The organism is Candidatus Enterococcus huntleyi (assembly GCF_009933175.1).
GTDB classification, from domain to species: domain Bacteria; phylum Bacillota; class Bacilli; order Lactobacillales; family Enterococcaceae; genus Enterococcus_K; species Enterococcus_K huntleyi.
Genome location: NZ_MAEJ01000001.1, coordinates 436471 through 456828, shown reverse-complemented (window position 1 = coordinate 456828; position 20358 = coordinate 436471). Strand labels below are relative to the sequence as shown.

General features: G+C 38.0%; 16 protein-coding genes. 5 read left to right on the top strand and 11 right to left on the bottom strand.

Annotated features, from left to right (window positions below; genetic code table 11):
* Positions 1-102 precede the first annotated feature (102 nt).
* From BAU15_RS01905 to BAU15_RS01885, 5 genes are all read right to left on the bottom strand, one after another.
* Positions 103-786 carry a hypothetical protein gene (locus BAU15_RS01905; RefSeq protein WP_161841051.1) on the bottom strand — a complete coding sequence of 228 codons (684 nt, stop codon included), beginning with the start codon at positions 784-786 and terminating at the stop codon, positions 103-105.
* Between the two features lie 134 nt (positions 787-920).
* Entirely contained in the window at positions 921-1556 is a 636-nt protein-coding gene (locus tag BAU15_RS01900) for a putative bacteriocin export ABC transporter (RefSeq protein WP_161841050.1), read from the bottom strand.
* A 2-nt stretch (positions 1557-1558) separates the two neighbouring features.
* Positions 1559-3706: a hypothetical protein gene (locus BAU15_RS01895; RefSeq protein WP_161841049.1), complete on the bottom strand. Its 2148-nt coding sequence runs from the start codon at positions 3704-3706 to the stop codon at positions 1559-1561.
* A gap of 494 nt (positions 3707-4200) precedes the next feature.
* Positions 4201-4668, bottom strand: coding sequence for a GNAT family N-acetyltransferase (locus tag BAU15_RS01890; protein WP_161841048.1), 468 nt, complete (start codon positions 4666-4668; stop codon positions 4201-4203).
* Positions 4669-5673: 1005 nt separating this feature from the next.
* Positions 5674-6408 carry a GntR family transcriptional regulator gene (locus BAU15_RS01885; RefSeq protein ID WP_161841047.1) on the bottom strand — a complete coding sequence of 245 codons (735 nt, stop codon included), beginning with the start codon at positions 6406-6408 and terminating at the stop codon, positions 5674-5676.
* Positions 6409-6578: 170 nt separating this feature from the next.
* On the opposite strand from BAU15_RS01885, the gene BAU15_RS01880 reads away from it, so the two are divergent.
* From BAU15_RS01880 to BAU15_RS01860, 5 genes are read left to right on the top strand one after another with little or no spacing between them, the layout of a single operon-like run.
* On the top strand, positions 6579-7877 hold the full coding sequence (locus BAU15_RS01880; RefSeq protein ID WP_161841046.1) for a PTS sugar transporter subunit IIC: 1299 nt from the start codon (positions 6579-6581) through the stop codon (positions 7875-7877).
* Entirely contained in the window at positions 7870-8889 is a 1020-nt protein-coding gene (locus BAU15_RS01875; protein ID WP_161841045.1) for an ADP-ribosylglycohydrolase family protein, read from the top strand. Before BAU15_RS01880 ends, BAU15_RS01875 begins: the two co-directional genes overlap by 8 nt.
* A 27-nt stretch (positions 8890-8916) precedes the next feature.
* Positions 8917-9744 (top strand): purine-nucleoside phosphorylase, encoded by an 828-nt coding sequence (locus BAU15_RS01870; RefSeq protein WP_161841044.1) that lies wholly within the window; start codon positions 8917-8919, stop codon positions 9742-9744.
* Between the two features lie 3 nt (positions 9745-9747).
* On the top strand, positions 9748-10746 hold the full coding sequence (add, locus tag BAU15_RS01865; RefSeq protein WP_161841043.1) for an adenosine deaminase: 999 nt from the start codon (positions 9748-9750) through the stop codon (positions 10744-10746).
* A gap of 40 nt (positions 10747-10786) precedes the next feature.
* Positions 10787-11401 carry a YczE/YyaS/YitT family protein gene (locus BAU15_RS01860; protein ID WP_161841042.1) on the top strand — a complete coding sequence of 205 codons (615 nt, stop codon included), beginning with the start codon at positions 10787-10789 and terminating at the stop codon, positions 11399-11401.
* A 270-nt stretch (positions 11402-11671) separates the two neighbouring features.
* On the opposite strand, the gene BAU15_RS01855 is transcribed toward BAU15_RS01860, so the two are convergent.
* From BAU15_RS01855 to BAU15_RS01830, 6 genes are all read right to left on the bottom strand, one after another.
* On the bottom strand, positions 11672-12967 hold the full coding sequence (locus tag BAU15_RS01855; RefSeq protein WP_161841041.1) for a citrate transporter: 1296 nt from the start codon (positions 12965-12967) through the stop codon (positions 11672-11674).
* A complete protein-coding gene (locus tag BAU15_RS01850; protein WP_161841040.1) occupies positions 12968-13606 on the bottom strand; it encodes a hypothetical protein in 639 nt (212 codons plus the stop codon). It abuts the gene before it with no gap.
* A gap of 12 nt (positions 13607-13618) precedes the next feature.
* Positions 13619-15754 carry a hydantoinase/oxoprolinase family protein gene (locus tag BAU15_RS01845; RefSeq protein ID WP_161841039.1) on the bottom strand — a complete coding sequence of 712 codons (2136 nt, stop codon included), beginning with the start codon at positions 15752-15754 and terminating at the stop codon, positions 13619-13621.
* A 407-nt stretch (positions 15755-16161) separates the two neighbouring features.
* On the bottom strand, positions 16162-16962 hold the full coding sequence (locus BAU15_RS01840) for a beta-keto acid cleavage family enzyme (protein WP_161841038.1): 801 nt from the start codon (positions 16960-16962) through the stop codon (positions 16162-16164).
* A 1-nt stretch (position 16963) separates the two neighbouring features.
* Positions 16964-18358 carry a four-carbon acid sugar kinase family protein gene (locus tag BAU15_RS01835; RefSeq protein WP_161841037.1) on the bottom strand — a complete coding sequence of 465 codons (1395 nt, stop codon included), beginning with the start codon at positions 18356-18358 and terminating at the stop codon, positions 16964-16966.
* Positions 18359-18385: 27 nt separating this feature from the next.
* On the bottom strand, positions 18386-20356 hold the full coding sequence (locus tag BAU15_RS01830) for a glycoside hydrolase family 127 protein (RefSeq protein ID WP_161841036.1): 1971 nt from the start codon (positions 20354-20356) through the stop codon (positions 18386-18388).
* Between the last annotated feature and the right edge of the window lie 2 nt (positions 20357-20358).

Sequence of the window (20358 nt, the reverse complement as noted above, 5' to 3'; positions counted from 1 at the left end):
TTATGGCTTAGTGCCTTAATTGTATCCTCGTTCTTAGATTCACTATTTATACTAATCGACTCAACTGTGCGTATTATTCCTTACTCTTAATCCTCACTAAATTCATTGAATATACGGCTGAATCTCCTTGGCGTATTTGTCTTTTGCTTTCTCACGAATCTTTTCTTGGTTATCATAGTCTAGAAGTAGCGCCTTGCTATACTCGGTATTTGCTTCTCTGAGCTCTTTAGGAGCGTCAGTTTCAGACTCTTCCAAATTGATCTTCCCATAATTAACGCCAGCAACCAGATAATAAGGATCTGTTTCCGATTTCCTCAAGAACAGAAGATAATTTTTGCCTTGCTCGATCAAGTTATAGCCGGCAATATGATAAGTGAGCTCTTTATTTTGGTCGTAAGCTTCATTTTCAAACAGAGTAAACGTATCGTCAGCTTCAAGATTTTTTCCCTTAATCACTTTTTTGACCTGAAACGTTGACAGCGTATAGGCACTGTCTATTCGACCTTCTGCGCCATACGCGATTGTCGGCTCGTCTTGTGAAATTTTTGTAGCAATCACGAGTTCATCTGTCGTGGCTTCAACATCTCTCAGCTGATCAAATGAATCTAATTTGGCATCTAGATAGACTTCTTTCCTAAAAATGTGATCCGTTTGATTTGTATTAGAATTCGACTGACTGTCATGATTCTCTGTCCCAACTTGCCAAATATTCGACCAAGCGTACCAGCCAACAACGCCTACGATAATTGCCCCTATCAAAATGCCAATCAACGTTTTTCTTTTCATGGTCAATCTGGCCTCCTTACTTTTTATGTATACCCACTTAATCTGCCGTAAATGAATTTATTCCTACATCCATTATCCTATATAAATAACCGGCAATCAAATGAGACTTCCTCTTTTTGACTGCCGGTTTCAATTTATTCGCCCACTGTAATAATTCGGTGACAAGCATTAGCGACATCATGGTCATGGGTCACGATAATGACTGTCTTTCCCGCAGCATTTTGCTCATGCAGATTATTCAAGACGATGTCTCTGTTTTCATCATCCAAATTCCCTGTCGGTTCATCTGCCAAAATTAGATTTCCTGGTTTCAATAAGACCCTTGCTAGTGCTACACGTTGCTGTTCGCCACCACTTAGGGTAAATACTTTATTCTGTTTTTGCTCGGACAAGCCAACCTTCGCCAGACTTTCGATGATTGCCTGCTCTTTTTCAGCTTTTGTGTACTTCGTATAGTACAAAGCTAATAACAGATTATTCTCAACCGTTTCATCATCAATCAGCGCGTAATTTTGAAACAAATAATTGATATGGTAACGAATAAACTCAGATTGCTTCCTCGCTGATAAAGTTTGATAGGCTTGCCCGTCATTTGAAATTTCTCCAGTATACACCGTGTCAATTAAGCCAATCATGTTCAATAATGTCGTCTTGCCACTGCCACTTTTCCCAGTAATCGCCACCAACTCGCCGTCAGCTATCTCTAAATTGAATCCTTTAAACAAATCATTTTCGCCAAACTTCTTCGACAGATTTTCAATTGTAAGCATAATTAACTCCCTTTCATCCATTGATAAACATTTTTAAATCGAATCAGTTTGGTAATAAAAAATAGGAGAAGGCTGTTGATTATCAAAAAGCCTGCGCAAGTAGCGAAGATTAATAATTTATTTTCAATTCCTCCAAAAACGGTATACGCTAATACCCCAATGACAGGCACGAATGCTGTTCCGATATTCAACAAAATCGTCTTGCGGAAGATATCTTTGCGTCTCATTCCTAATAATACTTTCACTGCTACCTCATCCGTTCTCGCTGCCAAATAAAGGAGGAACGTTTGAATCGTCAGGATCAGGTAAATTATGATTCCAACTGAGATACCAGAGATAAAAATCGTCATTGTTTTATGCAGACTCGTCGTTTCCGCGCTGTAATACCCACGATAAGAAATAAATTCATCGATTGCTAATGCCTGACTTAAATGCGCCTGCTCAAGAAGTTTACTCAATTTTTGTTGATAAAATTCATTTGACTGCATCTCGCCAATCTTAAATCTCAGTGAAGTATTCATGCCACCACCCGCAATATTAAGTCCTGTCGAATTGTCCATAGCAGTGTAAGGATAGTCCTCATCGATGACTCTGAGAGTAGGTGATTGCACAATTGGGATACCTGTTTGACTGTCGAATGTTTTAAAAGTCTGACCTTTATATAAATAAATCTTGGCCTCATCTGTCAGTTTCAGTCTCTTATAGCGTTCTTTTAATTTTTTGGTCAAGCCTCCAACTATTTCTTTTTTTGCTTCAGGCACAAGAAACACCTCTTGTTTTTTATCTGCTAAATCGATAGACTTCCCATTTAAGTCGGTTACCTGTAATTTATAATCCTTCAAATAGTTCCTATCTACGGAGGCCACCTGATAGACATCTCCTGCTGCTTCTGCTGCCGCAACTGCCTCTTTATCTTCTTTGTCGGTCAATAAATAGTTAGCGAAATCCGCGTAAGCATAGGGGATTTGATTAGACTCTAGAGAACGAAAAAATTCTAGATAACTCATTTGATTATTGCTTTCGTCATTTTGATCATTAATTCTGCGAAAGACACTATAATCCATCAGCTCAGAACTATTAGCCAAATTAGCAATCGTTTGATTGGATTCCAACAGTGTCGGGATCAATGCAATACTAAAAATGAGGACACTGGCACTGACTAAAACTTGCGTGACCAAACAAACATTACTAATTTTACGAATCAGCGACTCATTCTTAACAGCATTCGCTATCGTAGTCTGCTTATACACCAACAGTAGAGCGCCGGTAAAGACAATCGCGGTCAGAATACCCATACCGCCAAGGAATAAAACCAAGGAAATAATAAAACCTAGTTGAACATTCGGTAAAAACACCGATCCACAGATAAGAATGACGCTCGTACTCAATAGTTGGATAGCTAACGGCTTGATTAATAGTTTGTTGATATCCCAAAAGCGAAATCCTAGCAAACGCAAGCAACCGATTTTTTTGACTTTATGATACAGCTGGAAAATCACCAGTAGAAAGTAGAATAAAGTGAAGAATATCAAACTAATTAGCACCGCAGCTTTCAATAAGTTCATTTCTTCTTTGAGACGTCCGGCAGCTTCATCAATTAGTGACTCTTTTGGCGTTGCCAAGATCTTCTCAGCTTTCTCCATAAATGCTTGATAGTCAGAGGAATCTTGATAGAATAACGCATACGTTCCTTTAGGATAGGCTGCATTTTCTCGCATCGCATCTGTCTTAAAGAAACGCGCACGATCATTCTTGAGAAAATCAGGGTAGTAGCCTGACTGATTATCACTCTTAGAATAATAGGTGCTAACAAAAGAGCTCGCTGTTTCTGGCGTCAACTCTTCAATAGAAAGATACGGTTTGTAGAGCTTTGTCAGGCTATCTACTGAAAAATAATAATCATTTGAATTTTCTTGTTTGTCGAAAAATTCATTCATCAAAACGACATTTGTCTCTTTGGCAGCAGCAAAGACTGCCTCAATTTTATCCATTGTAATTGCGGCATCGTCTTCAGATATAGTAATAAACTTTTGTTGATAGCCACTAAACTCATCGTAATACGTTCGCTCCTTCATATCATTCCATAAAATTGCCGTCACAAATAGACAACATAGAATGACAATCGGGAAAAAGTTCGTTAGTTTTTTCATATCTGTCTCCTAGCACATTATTTTTGACCATCAGATGAGACAACGCTTCATACACATCAGCCTTTCTTGAACAAAATTTTTGATCGACTATCATTGCTAGTTATAGGAAAAAGGCCAGTCGGATTGAGCCGCTTCCTAGCTGACAAATAATTGGAAAAACTATGTGTGATGTGACAAATGAGTCGCTGAAGAAATTACGATATTCTATGTAGAATTAGAGGATGATTCAGGTGGAAAATAAGTATATTCATAAAATAAACGGCCGCTGGATGAAGTCTTGACAGACTATTCAGTTCTGAGCTCAGACTAAACCTATGCTACTTAGCAGCTAAAGTCAATAACTATCGGACAATCCGTGGGTAAACGGATACATTTGTTTCTTTTATCGGACAAAAAGAACGAAACCTGTATAAGTTTCGCTCTTTTTATGATGACTGTTGATCATCGTGTATTCAGTTAATTCTTTTTAATTCACAACTATCATCAATTCACCACTACAAGACTTTCTCCATCCGATAGTTAATCAAGTTTTCCCCATTGCGATAATTATCTTGCTTTCGAATCACTTGAAAACCCATCTTCTCAAAAAATGGCATCGCCGTAATTGAGGCATCTGTAACGATAGATTTTGTATTTTGTGCCACAGCGAATTGCTCTAGTGCGTTATAGATTAAGCGGCCTACCCCTTGATGAATCATTGTATGTGAGACATAAAATAAATCAAGGTAGCCAGTGTCCGTTATATTCCCAAAACCCACGACTTCTTCGTTAGCTAAGGCTACTAAACTATAGGTAGTTGATAACTTTTCATCCCAAGCGTCAAAATCTGGCTCAAGCTGAATCCATTGATTAATCTCAGCTTGGCTATAATCCTTGCGATTTACCTGCTGAATCGTCGTATTAAATAACTCAAGGATAGCCGGTAGATACTTCTGATTGTAGCTCACTAGCTTAACGTGCATGTGCATCATCTCCTTACTATAAAGAATTATCCTGCTTCATTAATACTTCTCACTCAATGTAAATTCAACCACAATTGTCGCTAGATTACCACTATGCAAGTAAATTTTTGCCCCTTTTTATCTCTGGCAACACACCCGAGATCCAGGTCGGGACTAAAAGTAATAAGGAGAAGTGCTCTTTAATCTACACATCATGGTCTTCGAAGACTGCTTCCTGATATTTCCCAAAATAATTTTTGAACGCATTCCTTTAAATGTTATTTTATTTATTCTTTCTATCAAGTTAATAGTTACCACCTCTAGCAACCGGGAGTCCTCGCAAAAACGAAAAGTTAAGTATACTTAATGTTGGGCCTCTTTAACTTTTGAAGAAGTTCAATATCTACTAAAAAGATCACAAAAAAATAGTAAGTATACTTAATCTTTTTGAATTCTAACGGAGAAAAGTTAAGTATACTTAATCTTTTGCACTCTTCAAATTTTGAAGAATTTTGACGCTTAATAAAATGAATATCCCCAAAAAGTAAGTATACTTACTTTTTTTGACTGTGATTTTGGACATCCAATTTATTTTTTCTCAAAAAATACAAAAAACATGTTTCCCTTAAAAAATCGTAAAAAAATTTCAGAACGATGTTTTTAATTCTTTTTCAGTAGATAGTCCAGTGAAAATTTTTGATATTTAGTAGAAAGGCTACCAAAAAAGTTAAGTATACTTAACTTTTTACCGTATATTTTTGAACTTTTCAGTTATCATTCCTCAAAAACACAAAAAGAACGTTCTCCTCAAAAATTTCAGGAACAATAATTTTAGTTTTCTTTCAGCAAATAAACTAGATTTTTCACTTCAAGTCTAACTTCAGATGTGTTATATATCTTTATAAATTAGAGCGTACATTTCTGAATGTCGTTCTCCTGTAATCTTAAAAAGTAACAAAAAATTGCCCACTCAATCTCACTTCATCAGTAAGGTTGCGTGGGCAAGTTGGCTTTCTTAAATTGCGTCTAATGTTTAATCGTCCCAATCGAAGTATTGTAGGTGAATTTCTCGTAGTGATTTCTTACTATTGAATATTCGAATGGAATACCCGTCTCAGTAAATACGATTTCTTCTGTCACCGTTACCGGCTCAAAAGGAGTTAACTTCAGCTCCTGCTGATCTTCTTCATTAGATGGCGAAGAAAAAATTGACACATATGAATTCGTTAAAGCTGTGCCCATCTCTTTACTAGCATGGTCATAGATCGAGCCTTTTGCCATCTCTTTCGTAAAGCTTGGAAATAATTGAATAGGGATATAATCCGTTTCAATCGAAATAGCCACCTGATTAATATAACGGACTCGCTTAAAATGATAGGTAAAATCATTTTCGGTTAATAGTAAAGCCTTCCGCACTTCCTCAGGCGGTAAAATGACTTCGAATAAAAGAATCGTCGATGAAATCTCTTTGCCTTGATCAGAAAATGATTTGGTCAAGCCAATCGGTCCTTTTTTCTGATGGCTATAGTCTTCGTAATTTTTTTTAAATAACAAATTTACAAAAGTACCTGAGCGCGCCTTTCGTAACAGTAAGCCATCCTCTACCAAGGAATCGATTGCTTTTTTCATTGTGCTTCGACTTACATTAAAGGTTTCACTTAAATCGCGTTCATTCGGTAACTTCCCTGTTGGATAAAGATCGTTTAAGATATTTTCTCTTATTTTGTCAGCGACCTGATCATATAATTTCGGTGTATCCATTGCAATCACCTCGTTTCAAACGTTTTTCTGTCTTTATTATATCTGAGGGTTTCTCATTTTACAACAAATCTGGTACGTTCCAATTAAATTATTGGTTGACACCAAAAACAAATGATGATTTAATATATTTGAAAGTGCTTTCGAAAATAAACTGATGAGGAGAAACAATCATGACAAAATTGACAGCTTTTTTAGAAAAATATCTGCTCCCTTTTGCTGATATATTCAGTAAAAACCGCTACTTAGTTGCCATTAAAGATTCGTTTTTAATTTCTTTACCGTTTACCATCTTCAGCTCTCTATTTACAGCAATTGCAAACATTCCATTTTTATCTAGTCTATTCGGTGAAGAAAAAGTCGCACAATTTCAAACGTTCGTCTCGCCAACTTTTTCTCTGACGATGGGCGTAATTTCGCTGATTGTCGCTACAGGTATCGGCTACAGTCTATCACATCACTACAAAGTCAATCAGATTTACGGCGCGTTAGTCGGCCTTTTATCATTTATCATGATTACACCGACGACAACGGTCACTGAATCTGGTGAAAAAGTAGTTAACATCTTGCCGCTGTCAGAAATTGGCGCCGTGGGCATGTTCTCCGCTATTATTATGTCGATTCTAGCAACTGAAATTTATCGTTATGCCATCCAACACAACTGGACGATTAAAATGCCTAGCAGTGTGCCGAAGCTCGTTTCAGATTCATTCTTCTCATTTATCCCGATTGCCGTTGCCTTACTTGCAGCGTTTGCCATCAGAATGATTTTTGAAGCGACATCGTTTGAAACAGTCAATAACTTAATCTATCAATTATTGCAAAAACCGTTGACGTCACTGGGTACTTCACTACCCGCAACGATTATTGTAGGAATATTAGTCAATCTATTCTGGTTCTTCGGCCTCCATGGGCACGTTATTGTTGGAAGCGTCATGGTTCCTATCTGGAATGCGCAATCGTTTGATAACTTAACGGCTTTTCAGGCAGGCAAAGAACTACCGCATCTTGTAACAGGTCAATTCACTGACTTCTTCGTTTTAAATGGGGGCTATTTATCAATCCCTGTGTTAACTTCATTGCTATTCTTTTTCAAGAAACGCTCTGAATGGAATGATTTAGGAAAAATTGCTTTAGCACCAGGTATCTTCGGTGTCTATGAACCACTAATCTTCGGCTTACCTGTAATGCTGAACCCAATTTTATTTATTCCATTGGTTGCGACACCAATCATTACCACGTCAATCTCGTATGTAGCTATGGCAACAGGCCTCGTGCCATTCACAACAGGTGTGGCCTTACCTTACACCATGCCATTAGTGATCAGTGGAGCGATTGTCACCAACTCAATCAGCGGCGCAATCCTGCAATTACTATTACTCGTTCTATTAACCTTCATGTGGTACGTCTTCTTGAAAGTACTTGATGGACAAAAAACACAAATTGAAAAGGAGTCAATGAGTCATGAATAAAGAAAAAATGTTAGGTGCTTTATACGGCGCCGCTGTTGGAGATGCCCTTGGTGCACCCACTGAATTAAGAAATATCGATCAAATAATTGAAACTTTTGGTGGCTACGTAAAAGAGTACACACAATCACCTGGGGACACATTTGCCCGAGACTATCCAGTCGGCACTGTCACTGATGATTTCAGTATGTCCTATTATTTGATGAAAGAAATTATCGACAATAACGGCAACTTTAATGAAGACATCGCAAAACAAGCGATTATTAACTGGGGATCAGATGAACACTACTTTGACAAATTTTCAGGTCCAACAACCAGAGCAGCCATCGAAAATATGAAGCAAAATTTGCCAACAGATATCGATCCATTTGGCCTCATCAACTACAACAGTATGGCAACAAACGGCGGCGCTATGAAAACTATTCCTCTAGCTATTTTAGCCAAAGGTGACTTAGAAAAAGCCGTTGAATATACGATTGCGATGTGTAAACCAACCCACTACAATAGTAACGCAATCTCGGCGGCAGCAGCCATCTGTTGTGCGGCAACAACTGCCTTAACCGACGATGCAACCCTGCCTAAAATTATCGAAGCAGCTATTTGGGGCGCTAAGAAAGGAAAAGCCTTTGGTATAGAAAATAAACACGTTTCTGTCGGTCCTGACATTGCCTACAAAATTCAAGAAGCCGTAAGAATTGGCGAAGGTGCCACGGATTTCGATGATCTGTTGCAACAAACAGCCGACAAAATTGGCACGAACTTTATCGTACAAGAATCAATCCCTGCAGTCTTTAGCTTGCTCGCAGGCGTTAAGGGTGATACAATGCAAGGAATTTATGCGGCAGTTAATGCCGGTGGAGATACCGACACGATGGCTTCAATGTTAGGCGGTATCCTAGGTGGCTTAAACGGCGTGGACAGTATTCCTGAAGCTTATATTCAAAAAATGCAAGAAGCTAACCAATTATTACCCTTACAGGAAACCGTCGATCAATTTATCAATTTGTTCTTATAAAAAACTCACTCGATACAGGAGGTTGGCATGCGTTTAACAGATAAACTCAGCAAAACAACAGAGTACCTGAACACTCAAGGAATTACACAAATCGATATTGGGATGATTTTAGGCTCTGGTCTAGGAAATTTTGCCGAAGAATTAGAAAACCCAATTTTCGTCAATTATTCAACGATTCCTTTCTTCAAAGAATCAACGGTAGCTGGACATAAAGGAAGAATTGTTTTCGGCACCCTCCATGGGAAAACTATTTTAGCGATGCAAGGCCGTTACCACTACTATGAAGGCCACGCGATGGACGATGTGACCTATCCAATTCGTGTGATGAAAGAATTGGGGGCACATTCGCTAATTGTAACGAATGCAGCAGGTGGCGTTAATCCCAGCTTTTCTAATGGCGTCTTGATGTTAATCAACGATCATATTAATCTGACCGGCACCAACCCTTTGATTGGTCCAAATGAAGAAACCATAGGCCCTCGATTCCCAGATATGAGTCAGACTTATACCGCAAAATTACAAGCCATCGCAAAAAAAGCGGCTGCTGAAAATAACCTGTCCCTTCAAGAAGGTGTTTATGCAGGATTTTCTGGTCCATCCTATGAAACCCCTGCTGAGATTCGCTTTGCCCAAATCATTGGCGCAGATGCAGTGGGGATGTCGACTGTGCCTGAAGCAATTGTCGCCGCTCATTGTGGCTTAAATGTGTTAGGTATTTCTTGCATTACCAACATGGCTGCTGGACTGCAAGCATCCCTCAATCATGCTGAAGTGGTTGAAGTTACGCAAAAAATCAATCATTCATTTAAACAATTATTAGCTTCAATTGTCGAAAAAATCGGAAAGGAGTCGTAAAAAATGCTCGATCATAAAACTATTCAAAGCTTACCGAAAGTTGAATTGCACTGTCATTTAGACGGCTCCGTCCCATTAGATACCTTGAAAAAGTTAGCCCGCAAAGAAGGCCTCGATGAAGAATTACTGGCGCGTGCAACTGCACCAAAAAAATGTGCTGATTTGAGAGAATATCTAGAAAGCTTTGACATTATCTTGCCTCTCCTCCAAAGTGAGGAAAATCTGGCGATTGCTGCCTACGATCTAATCGAACAAGTCAGCAAAGAAAATGTCTGCTACATTGAAATTCGCTTTGCGCCACTCCTTCATCAACAACAAGGCTTACAAGTTGAACAAATTATTCAAGCAGTTGTTGATGGCATTAAAAAAGCCCAACAAACCTTTGATGTGCGAGCCAATCTAATCATCTCAGCCATGCGCCACCATACAGATCAACAAAATGCTGATTTAGTTAGCCGGCTGAAATCGATGATTGAACCTGCGGTAGTCGGCTTCGATTTTGCTGGTGATGAACAACAAAATGGCAACGATAAAATTAGTGCAACCACTACCCTGGCGCTCAATGCTGGCCTCGGACTCACCTTACACTCCGGTGAATGTGGCTGTGCGCAAAATGTTGTCGAAGCTATTCAGCTAGGCGCAACAAGAATTGGTCATGGCGTAGCGATTAGAAACAGTCCTGAAGTCATGAAAATTTGCGCAGAAACAAAAACTTTACTCGAACTCTGTCCCACCAGCAATCTACAAACCAATGCGATTCCTGATTGGGACGCTTATCCACTCCGTTTATTTATCGATAACGGTGTGGCTTGCTGCATCAACACAGATAATCGGACCGTCTCAGAAACTACGCTGACTCATGAATACGCGCTACTCGCTAGCCATTGTCAGCTAACCGTTGCTGAAATGAAACAATTAAACATCAATGCTATCAACGGTTCATTTGCCAGTGACTTAGTGAAAAAAGAACTCTTAGAAAAAGTTACTCTAAGCTATCCATAAGTATAATTACGCAACCATAATCATTCACGAAGGATAACCCATGAACACACAACGATTAGGTATAAAGCTCATCAAAGTAGTGGCTGGCACCACGCTGTCCGCACTAGGACTGACCCTAATGATCGCCAGTAATTTAGGCGTCGACACCTTGAGTATCGCTTTATTCGGAATCATGAACTACCTACCAATCCAATTTGGCTATCTAAGCTTAGGCTTTAATATTCTCGTTCTAAGTCTCGCCTTCATCTTTGATCGCAGCCAAATTGGTCTGGGCAGTCTCATCAATGGTCTCGGCGTTGGAATTGGTGTAAATATTTTCACGTCGTATCTTGCAAGCCATACCTTACTAGTAAGCTACCCATTACTCTTTTGTTTACTAGGCGTCCTACTCTTCGGCCTCGGTATCGGCATCTATGTTTCGGCACAATTAGGCGCTGCCGCATTAGAATGCTTAACCCTGATGATAGTCAAACTATCAAAACGCTCGATCAAGGTCACTCGCATACTCATCGATTGCAGCATGGTCCTCATCGGCCTGTTGCTAGGCAGTAAAAGTTTAGGCATCGGTACTCTAGGCTGCATCCTCACCACTGGCCTACTATTAGAAGTCACCCTAGCCCTACAAACTAGACTCAGTCTGAAGAAAACTACTTGAGCGCAAATAAAATAGCCTGCTAAACTTTCACGGTTAGTAACCGGAGTAGAGTTTAGCAGGCTATTAATTGGAAGAATACAGTAAAACTTCGTAATTTCCTATCTGTTCCATTTCAAAGGAACGTTAAAATATGTATCATTTCGCATGACTATTATCAATGTAGTATTTTTGTAAAAAGAGATCTTTTTAACACCAAATATCATACCGTCAAGATACACTTTATAAGTTTCAAGCAATTAACCTTCTCATTGAATGCTGCGTACTATATTTTTATAATGCAATAATTACGCCGGCAATAATAGAAATTGCTACTCCTCCCACACACCAGAAAATCGTTTTTCGTAAATAATCTAGTACATCTGTCTTCGTGAAATCAGCAATCCAAACTGTATAAGATTGTGTCGGATCTGAAATACCTTGCAAGACACCAATTGCTTGCATACCAATAAATACCATTGCTGGTGCCATTCCGCCTGGGATAAACATAGCTCCAATCCCTGCTCCTAAACCGTATAAAGCTAATGGACCACGATAAATGGCTAATGGTGAAAGTAGAACAAAGAATAAAATATAACCTAATGTTGTTGATGGAATAATCATATTCAAAATTGGTGAGATAATTCCAGAAACGGCTGGTGAAGTTACTGAAACTAATAGCATCCCGATTCCTACAAACAAAGCGATTGGACTCGCTACATCCTGAATTCCTTCAATTAATCCTGATGATAGCACTTGCATAGGTCGTTTTGGCCGAACAATTAGGAGTGCAAGTAAAATTGAAATAATGATCGCTGGAATGATATCCATTTTAACTGCATAAACTAACACAACGGGAACTAACGGAGTAATAAATGATAAGGTTGGCGCATTTTTTTTACTAGGCGTTAATTCGCTTGTAGACATTGCCCATGCTTTACGTCTACCTACATCTTTTTGAATATTGAATACGATAGCAATTAAGCAAATCAGTGCAAATGATAAGAATGGGATAAAGATATTTTCACGAATAGATTCCATCGTAATTCCTAGAGTTTGAACCATTACTACCCATCCAGTGACATTCATCATCGATCCCATCGTTCCACCCATTAATAAGACTAGTCCTGCATTAAACGCAGATACCCCTGTTGAAATCATAATAGGAATAACGATATTTCCGACTAAGATATACATTCCTAACCCGCTCCCACCTGTAAAAATCACAGCGGTTACAGCAAAAAATACAATGGCCGTAATTAATGGCCGCCCACTACCCAACTCTGCCGCTTTTTTAACAATTCCTTTTGTCACACCTAAACGATTTAAGACTTGAGCAAACCAAGCTCCAAACAACAAGCCAGCCATTGCATCTGCCATCCTCGAAGCGCCGCCTTGGACAATTGTTTTAAAAATTGTCGTTGTTTCAGGGTCTGCTGACATGAACGGAACACTGGCGATTGCTGCAAAGATAATCGCCATAAACGGTAAAGCCAAAATAGTGGGAACTTTTTTTGAGACCATAAGTCCGACAGACAATGCAAAGACCAATAGCATCGCCACACCTTTAATAATTGTAATTGTATCCATTTAGTTATTTCCTCCTAAAAACTCATTTTTATTTTCGTTATTCCTTTTCTGATTGAGGTAATATAAATCATAATAATTTGGTAATACTTCTAACTGACAAAATTGCTTAGCAAATGAATGTGCTGCGATTTCAGAACACTCAATAACATCTACTAGACGAGTCACATTAAAGAAATAGGGTACTCGAATCTTCCCAAGTTTTTCTGAAACAGTTTTCCCAGATGAAAATTCTAAGTAGTGAAAGAATTCATGGCATAAATGCATCGCCAGAGTCTGCTTCTTTGTAATAGAAAATTGTTTCATCGCACCTATGCCACTTTGATAGATTGCATCAATTGACTCTTCATAAACAATTATTTTACAGTTATTTTTGTAATAATTAATTTCACCTCTTAAAGTAAATCCTTTCGATTCCTTAGTTGACTTTCTTTTCTCGAGTTCGATTTTATGTTCATCAAACAATTGAAAAATATCCTTCTCTTCGGCTTGAAACTTCGCTGCTTCCTCCTTCCCTATTCGTAAAGATTCTTTTATAAAGTATTCTTTCCGTACTTCAGGAATCTTGTCATAAATCGGACTTTTCTCTAGTTCCTTACGACCAAGTTCCATTGACGAGGTTGGAATAGTAGAATTACTCATTTCGATCACCTCTTAACTGTATGCCACGGCTATTATGTGTTCCTGATCTTCTAGTACACTTAATTCATCATCCATAATTGATTTCATCTGTTCTGCCGTTTGCATCCCTGTCAAATCAAGCATTTTTTCTCTGAAAAATAGGAAGACTCTTGGGATAGTAGCATTAGCATCTCCAAATGTTGTATTTTCATATAGAAACTCGTCAAAATCTTCATTATTTCCTTTTTCAAACGAGACGTATGCAGCATTCTGATTTTTAAATCGCGCCACTCCTTCATGATCCAATACAGCAACACAATTTTGTTTTGATTTAAGCAATCCAAAAAATTTCTTAGTAATAATTTGCCCATCAAATACAGTCCATCGACCTGCAGAAGCCTTCGCTGATGTATCAGCTAAATTCAAAGCTGTAGCTGCTGCCTCACGTAATTTTTCAGGAGTCAACTGGTTTTTAGTCATATCTTTTGATCGGAATTCAGTTGCCCCAGTTGCTATAGCTCTTAGGACGCTATGCTCAGCATCAACTTCTATCGATACATCAACCGTCTCTTCAACTGCTCCAGACTTAACCGTTTTTTCGATAATATCTCGTCTAATTTTTTGGATATCTTCTTTGGTAGGGTTTCCAATACTTCGTTCAATTGTTTCTCTGACCATAGCTAAGGCAACCCCTATAGTAGATATGTAAGGTGCGTTCTTAGCAACTTTCCATTTCATGTTTTCTCCGTACTTCTCTGCCAAGGCAGGAACCAGAACTGGTGCACTTCCGCCTCCACCAACTAAAACAAGTAAATTCGGATCCAAATCATATTCCTCAATCAAGCTATCAATAACTACTTTAAGTTTATCTGTAGCTAGTCCTAAAGCTGTTCTTGCAGCTTCTTCAGCAGTCATACCTACTAAATCACCCACTGCTGACCAAGCAACCTTAGCCGTCTCTTTACACCCATAAGCGTAATCACCTTCTGGAATATATCCCAGTAAATTTGCTGCACCACATAAAGTAGGTGAAAATTGATTTTGATTTTGATCTTCCACAATCACATAATCAGATGGATCACCTTCTTTAGGAGATATAAGGACTGCTTTTGCTGATTTCATATCCGCAGCCTCGTCAAAACATTCATACGCTACTCCAGCTATATGTGCACTTCTAGGGCCGATGTCCGCAATCTTACCATCTCTTACTCGAACCATTGTGCCACCTGCGAGTCCTAATGTCCGAACATCTAGAGATTGTAGATAGGTCTTATGCCCACCAACTTGTGCATATTTAATCATGACCTTGCCATTTTTAATTACTGAAATATCGACACTTGTACCACCGGTTTCAAAAAATATACCATCAGTTATTTTCTCGTACATTAAAGCGCCTGCAACTCCGGCTGCTAGCCCTGAAAGCATAGTCAAAATTGGTCGTTTTCTTACTTCATCGATATTCATTACGCCACCATCGCAACGCATAATCATCAGTTCAGTGCCTATTTTGATTTCTTTCACCGCACGCTCAGTCATATTTGCTGTAACCATCATCTTAGGAATCAAGCTTGCATTAATTACAGCAGTCGCGGTGCGCATCTTAAGTCCGTAAAGTTCTGACATTTCATGTCCTGATGTAAACAGCAATTTACGTTTTGTAGCAACATCTAATACTTTTAATTCCTCTGTTGGATCATCCACACTAAAAGCTCCTGATGCAACTAAAACTTCGCATTCTTTTTCAAGTAATTGAGTGATTTCTTTATCTATCGTGTCCTCAGTCAACTTCTTCGAGTCAATAAAAGTACTTGCTGTTCGTAAAAATTTATTTGGTGACAATTCAATATCACCCAAATTCGTTTCTCGCTTACTTGAACGAGCATCTGTTCCCGTTCCAATCCCTACAATTCCGACTTGTGCTACATCGCCCTCCAACAAAGCATTCGTCGCTTGGGTCGTTCCATGTGCAATAAATACGACGTCACTAGGCGTTATATTATTTTCATCTAAAATGGCATTAACAATTTGAATGATGCCTTGAGCAACCCCTTCTTTGTGTGTGGTTGGGATTTTCTTTTTAGATAAAATTTCATATGTTTCATTATCAATTGCTACAGCATCAGTAAAAGTACCGCCAACATCAATTCCGATTCTAATCTTTTTTCCCATATAAAAATCAAACCTCCTAAAAGTTCAAATTCAATTACCTAGAACATTTTTGATATCGTCAGATCCTCGAGTCACATTATTAAAAGCGCTTTCTATTTGAAGAATACCATCAATGTAAATCTACAACAATAGGATTTAGTACTTTATAAAAAACAACTCATTTAGTTTACTAAATTAGCTAAATCATCTAAAAATTCTCTCTATTCTCTTTGATTTCCACAGATTTTCAGGTTATTTATTCAGTAGAAATCTAACATATTTTATTTAATCAATCGAAGCATTCTGGATTTCAAGAAACAGTCTAATATAACTAGCTCATCTAAAGCAGTCTTCATTTCCTTTGCGCAAAATGGCTTCAAAAAATAAGATAGATTCTCTTGAATAAATCTATCTTATTTTAATACCTGCTATTTGATTCCTAAGATATCTCGAGCCTCATTTGCACTTGCAACTTCATAACCAATTGCTCGAATGAGTACTGCTAAACGTTCTACTAACTCATAATTATAAGTAGCCTGATCTTTGGTCCGAGAATTTAAACAGTCACTATCTTCAAAACCAATCCTAACAACCTGCGCTCCCATAGATATTGCACAAGCTAAGAAATCCCAATTCGTCCTTCCAAAATGAGTAACACCCCAAATACAGTCTTCTGGTACAAATCTTTTAAAAGCAATTAGGTTTTCTATGGTCGCTTGCATACCACCTGGATGACCAAAAACTAAATTATAGACTTTTGGCGTCACAAATGGTGTTTCTTTAGATATTGCCTCTACCGCTTGAATCATCCCAATATCAAACACTTCAATTTCTGGAACAATATCTTTCTCACAAGTTTTTTGGGCTACATATCGAATATCTGAGAATGAATTCTTATATATAGATTCTCCAAGATTTGTTGAACCACCATTCAACGAACAACTCTCAACTATCTTATACTCAAGTGGACTACACCTTTGCTCGATATTCATAGCTGAGATACCACCCGTCGAAGCCTGAACGACAACATCAGTTTTTGACAAAACCTTGACAAAACACTCCATCATTTCCGTACAATCTTCTTGTAATTGTCCTTCAGAATTTCTACTATGAAGGTGGCAAATAGCTGCTCCGTTCGTAATTGATTGGCTGATATCATCTGCCAATTTACTATAATCAATTGGCTGTGAGGCTGCTACTGGAGCTAACGAAATAATTACTTTTTTCATTTTATGATTTCTCCAATTCTTCGATTATTTCCTTCAGTGTCTGTTCGGACCCAACATTCCCTGGGAATACTAAGTAAGGCATATTAGGAAACTTACTCTCATTATCAGTTAGCCACACAGGAATCCCAGCGTCAATTTGACCAAGAACATACCCTTTAGTTATGCGTAAGCCTTTCGTTGCTACATCACTAGAGGTAATTCCACCTTTAGCGATTACATACTTAGGTTTGATTGATAAATGACTGACAATTTCCGTTAGTGCATTTGAAATTCGAACCGCTATTTCAAGTTTCTCTTCTTTGCTAGTATTTGGCGGAAACTCAACTTTTCGACTTGTGGAAATTACCACTGTTTTTCCTTTTTCCATTTCGTTTTCTGCTCTCTGCAAATTTAATGAAATTTCGTTAGCAAAACTATTCTCCAAAAAGTAAGCATTTACATTGAATTCCAAAAATGAAAGTGCTAAACTCGACTCTTTTACACAAGTAAGCTGTCGATTAGTAAGATCTACATGTGATCCGACAATCACAAGTCCGCCATTTTGGTTGTTGTTCACAACATCTTGGCTGGTGAGATATTTTTTATCGGTAATTCCCCCCAGTACTTTTGGCAGACTAGCTGCACTTCGAACAATAAACTTTTTACCTAGTTTGATTGCTCTCATGAAAGCTATTGCGAACACTTTTAGTTCTCCATAGTTAGTTGCATTTACAACAATCTTTTGAAAATCATGACAATTCGTTAGTGTCTCTACTACTTTATTTACGTCAGCCTGCTGTAGGGCTTCTAAAGGAATGGATAAACAATCCTCTGCTTTTACATCCCCTTTACTTTTTTCAATAATATAATCAATTAAATTTGAAGAATGAAATTCGAAGGTGGGATCCTTAGCAAATTCGGTTTGAGCCACCGGAACTAATTGAGTCCCCTGACGTAAATAATGGATATTGTTAGAGGTAAAACGTCCACCCTCATAAAAAAACGGACATAAGATTTCACCATCAATTTTCTCCAAATTCCTTTCTTCTAACGACTCTCTTAATGTAGCAGTCTCTAAGGGATAGTGTCCTCGAAGCGTAGAATCACCTCTTGAGATTATGAGAAATGATTTATCTAACTCTTTTGCTACTAATGCGATATTTCCAGCAATTTCTTGATGGACTTGTTTCGTCTTTGCTTCAGAGAAACTTCTTGAGTTTGTCAAAATATAAACAATTGAATTTGAATCTTCAAAGGCCATTCGAATGGTTTCTTTTTTCCAATCAGTGTATACATAGACGCCATTGACTGTTTGTGTACCTGTAGGATCATCATCAAGAACGATTATTTTATCTTCAAAATGACTTAATTCATCTTGATATAATTTATTTAGTTGATTATGTTGTTCATCTTCCATATTTAAGCCCTCCTTTACCTACCTGCTCTACTTGGATACAGAATAGGCCATTGGTAACCAAATACGCATCTCACCATATCCACGGTTATCCCAGGCAAAATAAGGAACTAAACGTACCGGCGTTTGATTTAAGTTATATTGATTAATCGTATGATAAAGTGTTTCTAAGCGATTTTCTTTCATCGTATCGAATAACATAGTAGTTTCAATCACTTTCATCTCTCGATTCTCTATTGAATAAGGAACAACTTTATAATCCGCTGAAATATCAACCAGACAATCATCGATACTGGTTAATTCGCAGTCCGGAGATTCCATACAGTAAACTAACGGCCCTCGTTCTATCGCCACTTGATTACAATCTTCTTCGACGTAAGGATGTGCAACTGTATAACGTAGAGGCATATCAAACGCCAATTTAATCGAGCTCTCTGACTGATTAGGCTCAATTTCTACGGTAAAGTAACTTCCTGCATCTTCCTTAGTTAACTGAATATTTTTTTGTCCCCATTGAATATTCCCACTTTGAAGCCATCCAGGAACTCTAACCTGCACAGAAAAACCTGTTTGACTGACGATATTACTTAAATTTAATTCAATCGTCCCTTCAAATGGATACTCTGTTTTTTGGGTAACTGTGAATGAACTCCCATTTTCCAATGTGATTTCTGCTTGGTTGGCACCATACATCCCCATCCATAGACTATCTTTTGATTTCAAATAGATATATTCACTCGATTCAGCTAGGATTCTTGCTAGGTTTGGTGGACAACAATAACTCATAATATATTCTGTTCTACTTAATGGCCAAATGAGCTCATAGGGAAGATCTTTCGTTCGTCTAAGCATATTTTCATAGAAAAATTTGTCTCCAGTCAAATTAACTGCGGCCAAATTAATATTTAACATCGTACGTTCGATAATATCAAAATACTCTGCCTTAGGTTCAATTTGAAACATACGATAAGCCCACATCACATTTCCGATGGCGGCACAAGTTTCATTATAAGCAGTTGTATTAGGTAATTGATATTCATACCCATAAGCTTGATGAACCTTCGCATCCTCAAAGAAATTACCATAAGGTGACATACCATTATATATAGCACCACATCCACCAGTAATATATATCTTTTGATGGATTAAGTTACGCCAAACTTTCCCTAGCATTTCTTTATATTCTTGATCACCCTCTTCAAGATACAAATCAGCTACACCAGCATATAGATAATTAGCTCGCACCGCATGACCAACAATTTTTTCATGTTCTTTAAGTGGCAACTTATCTTGATTGTCATCCGTTCCATCCTTGACTAAATCGCGTAACTCAATAGCCAATTTACCTAATTTTAAATATTTTTCATTATTAGTTGTGCGATATAACTCAAATAACCCCATATAGTGAGAAGGACAAACTGCTGTTTGAACTTCGCCTGTCCGCGCATTTTCTTGGTACATTTTATCCAAATATTCAGCTGCTCTTTCAGCAATTTCTAAAAAGTTTGATTTTTGCGTAATTCGTTTATATAAGCAGGCTGTCGTAAATAAATGACCGAAATTATAGACTTCAAAGTCATTGATATCATTAAACCGTGCAATTCCATTATTCTGACGTTCACCAATAATTTGCTTCGTAGAAATATAACCATCTGGTAATTGACAGCGACCGATTAATTCAATATAGTCATCAATCTGTGCTAATAATTCTTGATCATCTTTTTTGGCTGCTGTATAGATAGCAGCTTCCATCCATTTGTAAAAATCACCATCACCAAAATCAGTCCCACCAAATTCTCCTTCTTTATCGCCGGCACAGACATGGAAATTTTCTACAACATGACTGATTTCCTCTGATTCAAACATTTTTTGAATATGTGTCACTGTTTGTTCGCCGCAGACTTTTTCTACCTCTGCCCATAAGCCATCTGTCCAAGTCACATCATTCCAATCTAACGGTGAGACCTTGCTAAATTTTGATTGTGTAGTATTTGTAAGCATCC